Annotated in this window: 18 protein-coding genes; all 18 read right to left on the bottom strand. The window is 62.5% G+C overall.

The features are described from left to right. Positions 1 to 26: 26 nt before the first annotated feature. Complete coding sequence (locus tag AB4Z24_RS06845; protein ID WP_441706861.1) at positions 27 to 317, bottom strand: hypothetical protein; 291 nt, start codon at positions 315 to 317, stop codon at positions 27 to 29. A gap of 87 nt (positions 318 to 404) precedes the next feature. Beyond that, on the bottom strand, positions 405 to 1715 hold the full coding sequence (locus AB4Z24_RS06840; protein ID WP_441706859.1) for a TIGR02594 family protein: 1311 nt from the start codon (positions 1713 to 1715) through the stop codon (positions 405 to 407). A gap of 141 nt (positions 1716 to 1856) precedes the next feature. Beyond that, positions 1857 to 5804 (bottom strand): baseplate multidomain protein megatron, encoded by a 3948-nt coding sequence (locus tag AB4Z24_RS06835; protein WP_441706858.1) that lies wholly within the window; start codon positions 5802 to 5804, stop codon positions 1857 to 1859. Between the two features lie 2 nt (positions 5805 to 5806). After that, positions 5807 to 6256, bottom strand: coding sequence for an NlpC/P60 family protein (locus tag AB4Z24_RS06830; RefSeq protein ID WP_441706856.1), 450 nt, complete (start codon positions 6254 to 6256; stop codon positions 5807 to 5809). Beyond that, positions 6253 to 7116, bottom strand: coding sequence for a DUF2163 domain-containing protein (locus AB4Z24_RS06825; RefSeq protein ID WP_441706854.1), 864 nt, complete (start codon positions 7114 to 7116; stop codon positions 6253 to 6255). The genes AB4Z24_RS06830 and AB4Z24_RS06825 overlap by 4 nt, the downstream gene beginning before the upstream one ends. Beyond that, the gene (locus tag AB4Z24_RS06820; protein WP_441706853.1) at positions 7113 to 7751 is read right to left on the bottom strand and encodes a phage distal tail protein, Rcc01695 family; all 639 of its coding nucleotides are present in this window, start codon (positions 7749 to 7751) and stop codon (positions 7113 to 7115) included. Before AB4Z24_RS06820 ends, AB4Z24_RS06825 begins: the two co-directional genes overlap by 4 nt. A 57-nt stretch (positions 7752 to 7808) precedes the next feature. Then, complete coding sequence (locus AB4Z24_RS06815; RefSeq protein ID WP_441706852.1) at positions 7809 to 8393, bottom strand: phage tail tape measure protein; 585 nt, start codon at positions 8391 to 8393, stop codon at positions 7809 to 7811. Positions 8394 to 8395: 2 nt separating this feature from the next. After that, positions 8396 to 8575, bottom strand: coding sequence for a phage tail assembly chaperone (locus AB4Z24_RS06810; RefSeq protein WP_441706850.1), 180 nt, complete (start codon positions 8573 to 8575; stop codon positions 8396 to 8398). Beyond that, positions 8575 to 8958, bottom strand: a complete 384-nt coding sequence (locus AB4Z24_RS06805; RefSeq protein ID WP_441706848.1) for a gene transfer agent family protein — start codon at positions 8956 to 8958, stop codon at positions 8575 to 8577. The genes AB4Z24_RS06810 and AB4Z24_RS06805 overlap by 1 nt, the downstream gene beginning before the upstream one ends. A gap of 42 nt (positions 8959 to 9000) precedes the next feature. Beyond that, on the bottom strand, positions 9001 to 9417 hold the full coding sequence (locus tag AB4Z24_RS06800; protein WP_441706846.1) for a phage major tail protein, TP901-1 family: 417 nt from the start codon (positions 9415 to 9417) through the stop codon (positions 9001 to 9003). A gap of 123 nt (positions 9418 to 9540) precedes the next feature. Then, positions 9541 to 9948: a DUF3168 domain-containing protein gene (locus AB4Z24_RS06795; RefSeq protein ID WP_441706844.1), complete on the bottom strand. Its 408-nt coding sequence runs from the start codon at positions 9946 to 9948 to the stop codon at positions 9541 to 9543. After that, positions 9948 to 10136: a hypothetical protein gene (locus AB4Z24_RS06790; protein WP_441706843.1), complete on the bottom strand. Its 189-nt coding sequence runs from the start codon at positions 10134 to 10136 to the stop codon at positions 9948 to 9950. Before AB4Z24_RS06790 ends, AB4Z24_RS06795 begins: the two co-directional genes overlap by 1 nt. Further along, positions 10133 to 10465, bottom strand: a complete 333-nt coding sequence (locus AB4Z24_RS06785) for a phage head closure protein (RefSeq protein ID WP_441706841.1) — start codon at positions 10463 to 10465, stop codon at positions 10133 to 10135. The genes AB4Z24_RS06790 and AB4Z24_RS06785 overlap by 4 nt, the downstream gene beginning before the upstream one ends. Further along, positions 10462 to 11037, bottom strand: coding sequence for a head-tail connector protein (locus tag AB4Z24_RS06780; protein WP_441706840.1), 576 nt, complete (start codon positions 11035 to 11037; stop codon positions 10462 to 10464). The genes AB4Z24_RS06785 and AB4Z24_RS06780 overlap by 4 nt, the downstream gene beginning before the upstream one ends. Before the next feature lie 196 nt (positions 11038 to 11233). Next, entirely contained in the window at positions 11234 to 12472 is a 1239-nt protein-coding gene (locus AB4Z24_RS06775) for a phage major capsid protein (protein ID WP_441706838.1), read from the bottom strand. Between the two features lie 255 nt (positions 12473 to 12727). Then, entirely contained in the window at positions 12728 to 13396 is a 669-nt protein-coding gene (locus tag AB4Z24_RS06770) for an HK97 family phage prohead protease (RefSeq protein WP_441707775.1), read from the bottom strand. A gap of 149 nt (positions 13397 to 13545) precedes the next feature. Beyond that, positions 13546 to 13794 carry a hypothetical protein gene (locus AB4Z24_RS06765; RefSeq protein ID WP_441706836.1) on the bottom strand — a complete coding sequence of 83 codons (249 nt, stop codon included), beginning with the start codon at positions 13792 to 13794 and terminating at the stop codon, positions 13546 to 13548. A 151-nt stretch (positions 13795 to 13945) separates the two neighbouring features. Further along, on the bottom strand, positions 13946 to 14295 hold a 350-nt coding region (locus AB4Z24_RS06760), incomplete at its 5' end, for a hypothetical protein (RefSeq protein ID WP_441706835.1).

Raw genomic sequence — 14295 nt, 5'->3', positions numbered from 1 at the left:
AGACTTCCACCGCAGCGACGGACCGACTACCGGCCCTTCGCCGTCATAACGGTCGTTCTAAGCTCTCCCGTCGGACTTTTAATAACCAGCCGGTAGAAATATCCGGCTTCCGAACGGCACAGCGTCGTCTTCACCAGCTTGCCGATACCATCTGCGGCCAGAGAACGCGACATCTCCTCGACAGTTACTAGGTTTTGCTGACGGACGATTTGACCCGCCATGCCCCAGTCGGTCACGCAGTTGTCGGCGCGCGCGGCTGCGCACGGAAGAAATACCGCCGCAGCCGCCGCTATCACCGCTCTTCTCAAATCGATCATCCGCGCATTTCCGGGAACCCGACCCTTAAACATAGCGCGTTGAATGGCCGATGAATACTGGAGGGGGGCCGGAATAGAGCCGAATTCTTAATTCTTGCGGAGGCTGAGGACCGACGACGCCTTGAACCGGCCATAGATCGCGAGGCCCGTTCCGAACACGCCTGTCAGCGCCTGAGCGGCGGTAAGTACCTGATCGCCAAAAGTTTGGATAAGGCTCGCGGGAAGGCTCACCCCGATCGCCGGCGCCACGACGGGGAGCACCGTCGCCGCGGCGGTGATCAGCGTGCCCCATAGCGTCTTTGATTGCGCCCACCATTTCGACCCATCGTCCATCGTCTTCGTAGCTGTCGTGCTCATGCTGGTTTCTCCTTTTGCAATTTGTGCGGGTTCCAGAAGCCCGCGGGTCGTGCCTTCCGCCGCCGCCCACGATTTTCCGAGAGCCAATGTCGCGTCGACGCGCTTCAACCAGCCGCGTCCGAAACGCCAGAAGTGGGGAAGAGCCCGATAACGGGTGCGCCGGATTTCGGCGTAGTCGTCGACGAGATCGATCAGACGTCGGCCGTCGATCGCGGAGAGCGTCTCGGGGCCGATCTCGCCGTCGACGGCCACGTTGACGGCCTGCTGCAGAATCCGGATCGCAGCGCCGACGCCGTGGTTCACTGCGGCATCGAAATGCATCAGCGCGAGCGGTGCCGTGAACAGTGAGCAATGCGCCGGTTCAAAGTACCGCCGGTCATAGATGGCTTCGACGACCGCATCGGGGATCGACTTCAGTTCCGCAATCAGCCGCGGCCGCGACCCCGCATCGATCGTCTGGCCCTTGAAGTTGGCATAGACTTCGAGCGTCACGCCGCGATTGGTCGGGCCGCCGGGATCATACGGATCGTTCGAAACGCCTCCCTCCATTTCGAGGACGTGGGCAAGCAATTTCGCGAAAACGCCGTCGTTCGCGGCCCTCTGTTCGGCATGAGCTTCCACGTTCGGCCATCGGAAGCTCAGAAGCCGAGCCGCGTCGAACGCTGAGACGGTCACCGCGTCGTTCTGGTTGCCACCGAGAAGATAGAGCTTCTCGCCCGTCGTCCCGATCAGAAAGCCGACATGCCCGGCTGCCGGATCATCGCCGCGTGCGAGCACGGCGATGGCACCGAAGCGCGGCTCATCGAGGCCCAATCCCCAATCGAGATACGACCTGGCGAGAAGCGATCCGGTGCCTTCGCAGCCCGCACGCTTCAACATCGCGCCTGCAAATGCGGCGCACCATGGAGTCTCTTCGCTTTCGACCTTTGTGTCTCCTGCTTCGCGGAAGTAACGCAGGATTTCCGCGGAATTCTCCTTGCCCGGAATTTCGCGCACGCCGAATTCGGCCCACGCAGCCTCGAGCCACGCCGGTTGATCCATTTTCTTTGTCCTTGTTTTGTGCGCAGCCCGTGATCACCCAGATCCGTCATGCCGACGAAGGTCGGCACCCAGTCAACGATCCGCATTCGTTGTGTTGAAGCTTGGCTGGATCCCGGCCTTCGCCGGGATGACGGTGATGAATTAGACGATAGCCACGCGGGGTGCGCCTCGTCCGAAGACTGCGTTCGTCTGATAGATTTTGATCGACACGCTCGACGGCGCGGCTCCGAAGTCGGCGATTTGATCGGCGCTCGAATAAATGACGCTCGGCGACGAAGCACGGAGCGTGCGCTTCACCGTCACGCCATCGAGAATTTCAACTTCGTAGTTTTCGCTCTCTTCCCCGAGTGGAACCTCGGGCAATTCCCAATTATCACCACCGCTGCGCGTGCGCCGAACCCAGGAGATTTGAAGATCGCCCGAGACGCGTACACCTTTGACACGTGCCGGTGACAACGGCCGAAGTCCGAGCGGCTGGTAGGCGAACGCCTCGGTGGCATACGATGCGTCGCCGATATCGCGATTGCCCGGGCCATAGCGCCAGTTGAGTGAAACCTTCTGTTCGCTTTCCCTAAGCGGCACGGATGTCACCGCGCCATCGAGTAGCACGAACTGTGCGCCTGCGAGCAGCGGATCGGCCATTACACTTTCGGTTCCGAACTGCCCGCGCAGCAAGCCACTCAGCCGATAGGTTTGCACATCGACGAGTTCCGCCGTTTGGAACTGGATGATCTCGCAATCGCCGTTCGGCCTGCGAAGGGCCGCGGTGTTGGAACCTCCCAGCATCGCAACGAGATCCGCGGACGACAGCGTGCCGTTCGTCAGCCGAACCCGGAGCGATGCGCGCCGGTCGATCCGCCCTTCCGGCCCTGGCGCCAGATCGTCGAGCGTTATGCCAAGCGTGGCCGGAGCCGCCGCGATGGCCTTCACCTGATAAGCCGTCTCCTGCGGCGACGTGAAGACGGCGACGCTGCCCGGCCAGGGCTTCTGCATCGCGGCGACATAGCCGGAACTCGCGTCCGCTGCCGGATTCCACTTCGGAAGATCGAGCAAAGCGACGGCAGGTGCGCCAGCTTGAACCGGCACCGGCTCGGCGGCGGCGCGCGGTGCGACATCGATCTGATCATAGACGTCGGGGTCGATGCTCAAGGCGCGAATGTCGCGAACGCCGTGCTCGGAAACGCCGGTGACCCTCAGCAACCGAGTTCGCCCCGCGATGCTGGCCGCAACCATATCTCCCGGTTCGAGCGCGAGGGCCGAGGGCGGCAACTTGAACGTCGCGGATTCGCGCGTCGCCCACGTTTCGTAAAGCCAGCTCTCGACAATCGCTCCGGCGAGGCCGTCATCGAGCACGATCGGGAGATCGGCTTCGGCGACGCGGTTGCTCGCTCCCGTCAGGCGCCGCGCTTCGGCGACGGCTTGCGGATAGTCGTCGAGGCCCGAAATGTAGCGAACTTTCGCACTTGCCGGGAGATCGGTCTCCTGCGCGCGCGTCAGCTCGTAGAGCGCGTCGCCTGCGCTTTCCTCAACGAGATCATCTTGCGCCAGCGTCATCGCCGGTGCCGCGCGGCCGCGATGACGGAACACAATCCGGCCGTTGCTTTCGATGCTGTCGAAGAAGTACGCGAGTTCCAGCGGCTGGATCGCATCGCGCGCCGCCATCGTGCGGTCGATGACGTAGCCCGGCACCGTGCCGGTCAAATTGGATGCGTCGAAATCGGTGAAACCCTGATCGAGAAGAATTGTGGAGACGACGTCGTCGAGTCCGGCGCCGCCGAGGCGGCCGTTGATCCAATGCCCATACTGCCAGTTTTCGCTGTCGCCCCAGTAGGTCGCCGCGTCCGGAAATGCCGGATAGGGCCGCGCGTCCCAGCAGTAGACGTGGATGCGATCGAGATCGACCATGCGCGCACCCGTCACCGCCGAGACCGGATTGAGGCCTTCAGCGTATCCCGGCTTCGTCCAATCGAACGCATCGCACAGCGCCTGGCGATGCCGCGCCTGCATCAGGTCGTCGCGTAGCCCGCGCGAATAATAGGGCAACCCCGATTCCGAACTCTTCGAATCGACGAAGACGTTCGGTTGGTTCGCGCCTTTGTCGACGGCGGGGCAGCCGATCTCCATGAACCAAAACGGTTTCGACTCCGGCACCCAAGCGGTCGCCGTCGCGCTTTCAACGCCTCCTGGCCGATTGTAATGCGCGTTGCGCCACCACGCGAGAATGTCCTTGTAGCGGAAGATCCAGGGCTTGCCGGCTCCGTCCGTTATCGGCGTGCGGATCTGCGCGTCGCGATCGGCGTCGGAGGCATAATACCAGTCGAAGCCTTCGCCGCCGCTGACGTTCGACCGCAAATACGCCGGATCATAGATCGAGGTCGCGCCCGCCAAGGCGTCGAGATGATCGCGGCCGTCGCGCCAATCGGCAAGCGGCCAATAGATGTCGATGCCGATCGCGTTGATGTTCGGCGACGACCACAGCGGATCGAGATGAAAATAGACGTCGCCCGAGCCGTCGGCTGGCTGATGGCCGAAGTATTCCGACCAATCGGCCGCGTAGAGCACTTTCGTCGCCGGACCGAGGATTGCCTTCACGTCAGCTGCGAGCGTGATCAGTGCGGCGACGAACGGATACGTGCTGGCGCTCGAGCGAACCCACGTCAGCCCGCGCAATTCGGTGCCGATCACGAACGCATCGACGCCGCCTGCTGCTTTCGCGAGAAACGCCTGATGGAGAATCATCCGGCGGTACGACCATTCGTCGGGACCCGTATAGCGAACGGTGGTCCCCGTGATCGAGAAATCGGATCGCGCGGCGGTGCCAACGAAGCTCGCGATCTGTGCCGCCGCAGTCGCGGTCTTGTCCGGCGTTCCCGATTGGCCCGGCCCCGGATGGCAGGTGATGCGTCCGCGCCATGGGTAGGCCGCCTGGCCGGTGCCGCCATAGGGATTGGCAAGGCTGTTGCCAGCCGCGACGTCCATCAGGATGAAAGGCGTCAGCGTTACGTTCAGTCCGCGCGCCTTCATATCCTGGATGGCGGCGACGACGGTCTGGTCGGAGGGCGTGCCGCCGTAAGCGGCGTTGCCGTCGCGCGTACTGATCAGATGCGCGGTACTGCGCGTTTCTCCGGCAACCGACCATATCAACGGCGCGGTCGATTTGTGCCGCGTCTCGACGCCGGGCATGATCTTGCATACGCTGGCGCGCAGATCTGTCCCGAACCAGCTGACGACGAGCGACACCGACTTGGCGTTCGGCAACGATGCTTCAAGTTGATCGAGCGAAACCTGCCAGTCGGTCGGGCCTAGCATTTGATGGACATTCTCCGACTGCGAAACGCCGTCGTCGAATGTCTGATGCACAGGTTCGGTTGCGTAGACGAACTCGCCCGATCCCGGAATCATCACGACGCCGCGAACGTGCTGATCCGCGTTGCCGACGCTGCGGAAGACTTCGAACGTCAGCTGCGGCACGCGGTTGCCGTAGGCGGCCAGCGGAAATCGCTCGAACACGACATACGCGACACCGCGATAAGCCGGCGCATTCTCCGCACCTTCCCGCGCCGTGATGAGACTATCTACGTCTTGCGTCTCGGTTCCCGTGTGCAGGCGGAATGTCGTGCGCGCGCGGTCGAGTTCTTGCTCGTCGGCCCAAATGCGGCCGATGCGTGTCACCACGCCTTCGGCCAGCGCGACCGCGAAGTTTGCATAGTAGCTGTATTGCGTGACGCGCGTTTTGCTTCCCGAGCCACCTTTGGCACTGCCCGATGCTTCCGTCGTCGTCGTAATTTCCTCTTCGAGATCGGTCGCCCAGATGATCTGGCCGCCAACCCGCGCACGTCCATAAATCTTCGGCAGCGGTGCGCCTTCGGTCGACGAGGTTATGCGCAGATCTGACAATCGTGGTCCGTCCACCGCGCGCGTCTGACCCGACGAAGCGAAAAGCACGTTATCGACGTAGGAGCCCGCGAATGCACCGATCTGCGATCCGATCGTCGCGCCCGAGAGCGTGACGCCCAGAAGACCGACACCGGCAGGCAGCATGCTGCCGCCGACAGCGGCACCGACAGCCGCAAGAGCAAGCGTCGCCATTATTAGAAACCTTCCGATACGTCAGGAAATTGAAATGCGCCGGCGATGCGGCGGCGCCACCAATTCGTCAGGGCCACCTCGACGACCGGCGCGTTTTCAATCGCGTGCACCATCGCCGATGCTCCGGTGACGATTGCAGCGTGCTTGGCGATGAAGCCTGGGCGCAGCCGAAAGACGATCACGTCACCCGCATCGAGTGCTGCAACCGGCTTCGGCTCGAGATGTCGCTTCGCGGCTTCGAGCATTGCCTCGCAGCCGCTCGCCTCAGCCCAATCGCGACTGTACGCGGGCGGCGTTTCGGCGTCGTCGCCGTAGAGTTCTCTCCAAACGCCGCGCACGAGGCCGAGGCAGTCCGTTCCGACATGACAGAGGCTCGCCTGATGATGATAGGGCGTGCCGATCCAGCCACGTGCGGCTTCGACAATTCTCTCCCGCGTGACATGCTGCATCATCGGCTCGCGCGTCCGATCTGCGTCAGGAATTGATTGCCGGGTATCGACGGGAAACCGCGAAAGTTGACCGTGTTCGCAAAGCGCGCCTTGCATGTCTCGAAACGCTTATCACAGCCCGCCGTAACGATGAACGCGTCGCCGATAGCGGGTGCTCCTTCGGCATCTCGCCAAAGCTCGATCTCGACAGCTGCCCTGAGTTTCGTGTGCGATTTGACCTCGATCTTCAGGCCCGCCGACGCTCCGGAGGTGAACGCGAAGAGACCGCGCGAGAAAAATCGCGACTCGAATGTATCGATACCGGCGACTTTGAAGCGCCGCGCCGAGATTGCAGTAACGATCGTCCCCTCGCCCCGGAATGCGGAGGATGAAAGATCGACCCCGCAGCGCCGATCACCGAGATCGGCATCGCAGGTCCGTTGAAGCAACCGTCCCGTCGGTTGCTGCAAATAGTGCGCGAGGCCGCGCAGCTCGGCGGTGAAGCTTGCGCCGGTGCGCCTGACCTCGCCGATGCTGCCCGACCTCATCAACACGCGCTGGCTGGCATCGGCCCAATTGACGCGATAGATCGCGATGCGCGCTTCGTCGTAGCGTCCGGCAGCAAGATCGTCGTCGGTCAAAGTTGCGGACGACAGCGCGCCGGTGACTTCGAGATTGTCGACCGAAAGTCCAAGACCGTCGGTGATGTCACTCGCGGTGAAGCCAGCCGCGGCCTCGTACGTCGTGCCTTCGAATGTGACTGAGTTGTCGTGATCGGTGAAGCCCAGCACCGTGCCGTCGCGGCGCTCGATGCGCCAGCACCAGCAGAGCGTTGTCGCGCCAGATGCAATGTGTGCGGAAAATTCCGGCGAAAGTATTTTCACAAGCGCACCTCGACGATCGGAATGTTCGGAATGGCGCCGGACGTGAAGCCCGAGAGGTTGATCTCGAGCTTGTCGGTATCGAAGCGCACCGGAACGTCGAACTCGAAGCCCGCCGTTACGGACTGGCCGCTTGCCGGAATGTGTCCCGCCAGGAATGTCACGATCCCAGTCGAGGCATCGAGCGCGAAATGCGTGCCGGCGGTTTTCTCCGCGCCCGCGACGGCGATTTTGACGGTTGCCGCGATGGGCTTCTTGATGTCGCGTTTCCATGGTGCGAAAGCGCGCCCATAGACTTTCTTCAGCTGGAAGGCTGCTTGCGCGCCGTTGCCCGTGCCGATCACCTGGTCGAGTGCTGCAGGCGCTGCGTTCGGCGCGCAGGATTTCCAATCCATCGGGTCGCGCCAACGAAACGCGTGAAGGCGGCCGCGGCGTTCTTCGAAGAACGCGATGATCTCGGCGAGATCTGCGAGCGATTTGACGCCATAGCCCGCGTTGTAGCTTCGACGGCTGTCGGCCCAACGGCTGTTGCGTTCCTCATAGCCGGAGCCGAGCACAACGACGTCGGTGCGCCGCTCGGGGCCACCTTGCGCGTTGCGCGAGATTGCCGTCGGAAATCTGACGTCATGAAAAGACATGTGCGTTTCGCTTTCGTGATGCAGCACTTCAGACGCTGCGCATTCAGAGATTGCGCTTTACAGGTTTCTCTGGCCGGCAGCGGCCGCGCGCGCGATCATGGCGGCGATCTGCGATTGCGAGCGTCCGAAGCTTTGCACGTCGGGCGTCGAGATATTGATCGTGATCTGCTGTCCGCCGCCGCCCGACATCGCAACGCCAAGGCGGCCATCGGCGCCGCGCGTCAGCGGCATGATGGCTTCCGGCCCTCGTTCTCCGGCGAGACCCATTGCACCACCGGCTAGCGGAAACGTGATCGGACTTGCAAGCACGCCACCGCTCGCAAACGGCACGGGTGTCCCGCTTTGAATGACGCCGCCCTTCGCGAACGGCATCGCCCCGGAGATGACGCCTTGGAACATCGACGCGAGACCCGATGTCAGCGGCTGCAGCGCCGTCTTCAGCGCAAGCTGCGAGATATTCAGCGCCAGCGACTTCATAACATCGCCGACGTTCTTCCCCTTGATCGCGACATCACTGAAAGCCGAAACGAGCGTATTCGCGAACTGCCTTCCGGTCCGCGTCGTGGACTGGAGCTTACTCTCGAGATCGCTCGTGTCGGCTGTAACCTTCACACTCCAGGTCTCGAGTTGATCGTCATTCATCGTCATCTCAGGGAACTTTCATCCGGAAAGCGCTGCATCAGATTATCGAGATCGCCGCGCGTGAGGGCCGTGGCTTCGCCTTTGCCGCCGAACTTTCCGGCGAGCGCCGCCTGGAGTTCGCGCGGCGTCAACGACCAGAACGCGGCGGGCATCATGCCGAGGACACCGAGGCCAAGCTCCATCACACGCGCCAAGCGAAAGGGGCGCGGGCTTCGCCGCCGGCCTCCTGCTTCGGCTGTTCGTCGCTCGCCTCATCACTTCCGCCGAACGTCGCGTTGAGAAGCCGGGCGACGATGCCGACGTATTCGGCCGCGCCGCCAGATGCGCGCATCAGCGCGACCTCATCGTCGGTCACCGCACATCCCGCGCCACGCAAGCCGGCGGCGATGACTTTCACGCAATCGCGTGCTGACAGCCGCCCTTTCTCGAAGCGGGCCGCGAGCGCCAGCATATCGTCGTCGCCGAAGGCGCTTTCCAGTTCGGCGAGCGCGCCGAGCGTCAAAACGAGCCGATACGCGCGGCCGTCGAGCATCGCCTCGATTTCCCCGCGGTGCTTGTTTGGCATGCGAATTGTCCAATTTATTAGAGCCGATGGATGCAGGTGGCGCTATTGCGCCGCCGTAAACGCCAGCGCTCCCGCGCTTTCGAGCGTTATGTCAAACGTCAATTCCGCATCGTGGCGGCCGCTGAATTCCAGCGAGGTGATCTGGAACGCGCCTGCGATTATTCCGAAGTCCGGAACGATCACCTGCCAGTCCCGAATGGTTCCGTTGAAGGCATAATCGCGGATTGTCGTATCGGACGGCCCGTCCTTGAAAACTCCGGAGCCGGTGATGCGCGCCGACTTGATGCCTGCCCCGGTCAACAGCTCGCGCCACTGGCCCGCGCTCTCGGTGTTCGTGATCTCGACCGTTTCCGCGCTGATCGACAATCCCCGCGCGCGAAGGCCAGCGACCGTCACGAAGACGCCCGCGCCTGTCGTATCGACCTTCAGGAGAAGGTCCTTGCCTTTCTGTGCTGTCATGTGGAGGTCTCTTTGTTGAGCGTGAAAAAGCTTGGGTCTTTAATGCGCGTGCCGTCATACCCAGGCGTGGCCCAGGCATTCATCGTTCGAGCGAGTGAAAAGCGGAACGGCCGCGAAGCGATCTCAGCTTGGCTCGGTCACCGCACGAAAACGGGAAATACCGTGAAACGTCTCGCCATCGGTGTCGCGGCGCGCTTCGGAAAATTCGTGACGCAGGTTGACCAGGCGATGGCCTTCGAGAGGCAGATCCTGGTCGTGCAGCGCATCACGCGCGGCCGCGATCACGGCCTGCGTTTCTTTGCGGCCACGTGCGCGCGACCAGACGTGCAGTGTGATGACGTGTTCGTAACCTTCTTCCGTTCCGGTCGACCAATCGCGTTCGGTCGATTGGCCGAACGTCATGAACGGGAATTCAGCGCGTGCCGGAACGTCGTCATAGATGCGGGGGCCGCCGAGCGCCGTCGTCGTGGCGGCATCGCTCGCCAACTTCGAGAAGATCGCCTGCTGAAGAGCGAAAGCTGCGCTCGACATTATTTGCCTCCTTGCGACGATGGGCGATTGATACTGCCAGCATCGTTGACCGAAAGTTTCTGCGCTTGCAGCGATGCGAGGCTCGCTTCGCGTTTCGCAATTGCGTCGCGTACCAGAATCAACGCTCGCTGACGCGCCACCGATCCGGCGCCGCTCATGGTGCCGCTCATGGTAAAGTGCATGTTCATAGGTCGCGCTCCTCCGATGGACATTTGAGCCAGCGGCCGCGATCTTCAATGTCGATCGCGCCGAGAATGGCGAAGACGCGATTGCCGCAGCGAATGCGCATGTCGGGCGTCACGTCTTTGCGGAAGCGAATCCAGACGTCGTGCGTCGCCGTTCCAGACAGGCGATCGCTCATGAAATTTTCGTTAGCTGTTCGTGGCCAGATCGCGGCCCATGCGTCACCGACGCTCTGCCATTCAATTGTCGCGCCGCCCGCTTCGTCGCTCGTGCGCGCAGGACTTTCTATCGTCACGCGATGCCGGAGATCGCCGGCGTTGACGGGTGCCCTCATAGCCTGATCGTCCTAAATGGATTGATAAGCGCGGAAACCGCATCTGGAATGCGCGCATCGGCCGAGCCGATTTCGCCCGGATCGCGATGCTCGTACCAATGCGCGGTCAGCATCAGGATCGCGTGCTTCAGCGGCGCCGGTACGCTGTCGCCGGTGCTGCCGAATCCCGCCGTCATATCGATCTCGATGCCGTTCGTGCAAACACGCGGCACGGGCGGCGCCATATTGTTCCAGACAAGCCGCGAGGGCCGCGATGCGAGATCGACGAGATAGCCTTCTGCAGGAACGGCAATCGCGACGCCTGCGGCGTTTTTCACGCGGACTTCATCGACCGATCGCAGCGGCGTCAGCGGCAGCCCGACGTCGCGGCCGGCGGGCCAGCGGTCGAGCGTCATCGTCCATGATTGAGTGATGAGTGCGAGCGACAGCGCTACCTCGATGTGAAGTCTCGACGTCAGCAGCAGGCTCGCGATCAGAACATCCTCGCCATCGCCATCGATGCGCATGTGCGCTTTCGCATCGGCAACCGACACCGGCTCAACCGCCGGCGGTATCGTCATCACGAGCGACATTGGACATTCCTTGTGTGCCTAGGGTTTTGGTTGCGTCCGGCTCAGCGCTTTCCAGGACAAAAAAATGCGGGGCCACCGCGTTGACGGCGACCCCGCAGGTTTCCGCGCGGGCGGGAGGGGAACCCGCGCGGGAATAGTTTTTGATTGCGCCGAGCGACTCCGCTTCGCGGAGCCGGCCGCTCGGCGCGGGCTCGGATCAGGCTGCGAACTTCAGAAGCTTGATGGCGTCGAAGTCCTGGACGCCGCCGCCGACGCGCTTCGTCGTGTAGAAGAGCACGTAGGGCTTGGCGGTGTAGGGATCGCGCAGCACGCGGATGCCCGCGCGGTCGACGATGAGATAGCCGCGCGAGAAATCGCCGAATGCGATGCCGAGCGCATCGGCTCCAATCGCCGGCATGTCCTCGCTTTCCGCAACCGGATAGCCGAGAAGCGATGGCCATTCGCCCGGTGCATTTGCGGGCTGCCAGAGATAGTTGCCTTGCCCGTCCTTCAGCTTGCGCACGGCGGAGACCGTCGCACGGCTCATCAGGAACGTGCCGTTGGCGCGGTATGGCGCCTTCGTCGCGTAGACGAGATCGAACAGCTTGTCGCCAGGATTGCTCGCGGGAAACGCGCCTGCGGCGCCCGTCGCAACGAAGCCGAGCTTGCCCCAGACCCACGCGCCGTTGGCGACGGTGTCGTAGCTCAAGAGGCCTTTCGGCTTGTTGGTACCGTCGCCGGTGACAAAGGCGGTGCCTTCCTGCTCGGCGAAAGCGAGGCGGACCTCTTCGGCAAGCCACTCGTCGATGTTGACGATGGTATCGTCGAGAAGCGTCTGCGATGCGGCCGGCATCGCGTAGAGCTCCATCGTCGGGAACTGCAGTTCCGTGAGCGTCGGTGCGGTCGTCTGCGAACGCGATGCGGTTTCCGCTACCCAGCCGGTATCAGCGCCGCCCGTCGCGAACGGCCGCTTGTAGACGGAGCCCGAGACCTGGCGGAGGCCGGAGATCGCGCGCATCGGCGAGATGGCTTTGAGCGCGCGATTGACGGCCGCTTCCGTCTCGGCCGGGACGAGATAACCGCCGTCGGCGCCCGAGCCTGCAGACAGTGCTTTCTCTTCGATACGCGCGAGACGCTGAGCATCGCCGCGGCGCACGTAGCCGTCGAAGGCTGACTTATGGGCAAGATTGGACGTTACCGCCGCGCCGCCTGCGAGGTGCGGACGCGCCGATTTGAGGGCGAGGTTATCCGCCACACGCTTTGTGGAATCGAGGGTTTCCTCGATGCGCGCGAGCTTCTCGGCGACGAGCGTATCCGTCGCGCCGCGTTGCTCGATCTCGGCAAGTCGCTGATCGTTCGTTTCCTTGAAGGCTTCGAAGGCTTCGAGGAATTCTTCGAAGGCGCGCGCGGTTTCTCCGCCCGCCCCCTTCGTTTCGAGGGACGTGGTGTCTGTCATGTGTTGTCCTGTTGGTTTGAAATTTGAGATTGGCGCGAGCGATCGCCCCTACTCCGTCACCCCGGCGAAGGCCGGGGCCCAGACAAGCATCAACAAATGAATTGCGTGATCATCCGCGACGCTAGCGCCGCGGCGATTGCTTTTCATTCCGCTGAACTCTGACTGGATCCCGGCCTGCGCCGGGATGACGGGAATTGGGGGGAAACGGCCGCTTTCCCCCTCCCCTCTCTCTGCACTTGAATGGGGAGAGGGAGATTACGTTGCCTGCATCAGCCGCGCCGCCTCGCGAATGCGAGAGGCAAGTGCGGCATCACCGGCGAAGGTCCGGCTCGCTTCCCGCAGAGTCTTGAGACCGTGGAAGCCCGAGCGGAGCACCGCCCTCGCCTCCATCCGCGTCAGCCCAGCATCCCGCGTGAGCCAACGCTCGAATTCACGTTCGGTCGGGGGGTTCGCTGCGAACGGCCGCGCCTTCACGCTTTGGACGCGCGCGCCGGGCAGCATCGGAAAAGTGACGACCGAAATTTCCCAGAGATCGACTTTTTCGAGACGGCGCACGCCGGACGCTGCATCGCGCCTGGCCCTCACCGTCTTGAACCCGATCGAAAGCCCGTCGAGCGCGCCGGCGCGCATCAACTCCAAAACTTCTCGCGCTTTCGAGACCGCGGTCATCAACCGTCCGCGTACGTAGAGCCCGCGCGCATCCTCGCGGATCTCGTCCCACACGCCGATCGGCTCGGCCGGATCATGCTGGAACAGCATCTTGATGCGTTGGGCACCGCGATTGAGCAGGCTTTCGCGGAATGCTCCCGGCGCGATGACGTCGTGGCCCAGGTCCTCGCGATTGAAGAGGCTGGCGTAGCCTTCGAACACGCCATCGTCGAGCGACTTCGCTTCGAGCGGCAGCGCGCGGCTTCGCTTTGCCATTGCAGCGGGCAGCAGGAAGTGTTCGGTCATGTACGAGTCCTTATGAGTATGCTTTGCGCCTCCCCTATGGGGAGCCGGCCGCTCGGCACGGAAGTGTGCGAATGCGCTCGGCGACGTGCGTTCCCACGCGCTGGCAGGCTCAGGCGCGATCAGCCTTCGTTTTGCTTCTTATCGAAATCGCGCATGAACGCGTCGAGTGCGAACCACGTCTCTTCGCCAAGATAGAAGCCTTCCGGCTGGCCCTCGAATTGGTGCGCGCTATCGAAAGCCTGTGCTCTGTGCCGCAAAAATTCGGTGGCGGCGCAAACTCTGGCGCGACCAGAAATTTTTGTCAGAGAGAGCACGCCCGTCCGGCTGTCGTAGATTTCGAGTCGTAACCTCTCAGCTTTCCTGGCCATCACTCTTCCTCAAACCCGAGGCGCTACCTTCTGTTCACATAGAATTTGGCATCGAGGCGCTGTCTTTCCACGCGCTTTATTACGTAGACGGAAGGTTCCGAATTCGCGGTGGCCGGCTTCTCGACAACGCCACGTTCGGCCAAATAAGCTTTTACCTTAGCGTAAAGCGTCGGTAATCCCCGTCCTCATCCCTGTAAGTACCCGATACGACTTGGGCCTCTTCTTCAGCCCCGGTCTCAAATCTACAATAGGCGCCTATGTCCTCCGCTATCCTTCCTATCGGCATCGCTTTTATCACGCGCGCCACCATAGCGGCGGCATCGTCGACATCAGAAATGCCGGAATCTTTAACGCCGAATAGAACGTACATTCCCATCTTCTTTTCCCTGATTGACAACCTCACCCCAAGCTCTGAGCCACGGCGCGGCAGCGGCTGCCCCAATGAACGGGACAGCACAGACTCAATCCGGGTACGTATTCGCGCGAAGTTTCTCGAAACGG

The sequence above is a fragment of the Hyphomicrobium sp. 2TAF46 genome (assembly GCF_052114865.1).
Lineage (GTDB): Bacteria > Pseudomonadota > Alphaproteobacteria > Rhizobiales > Hyphomicrobiaceae > Hyphomicrobium_B.
This window is presented reverse-complemented; position numbering and strand designations above follow the sequence as displayed.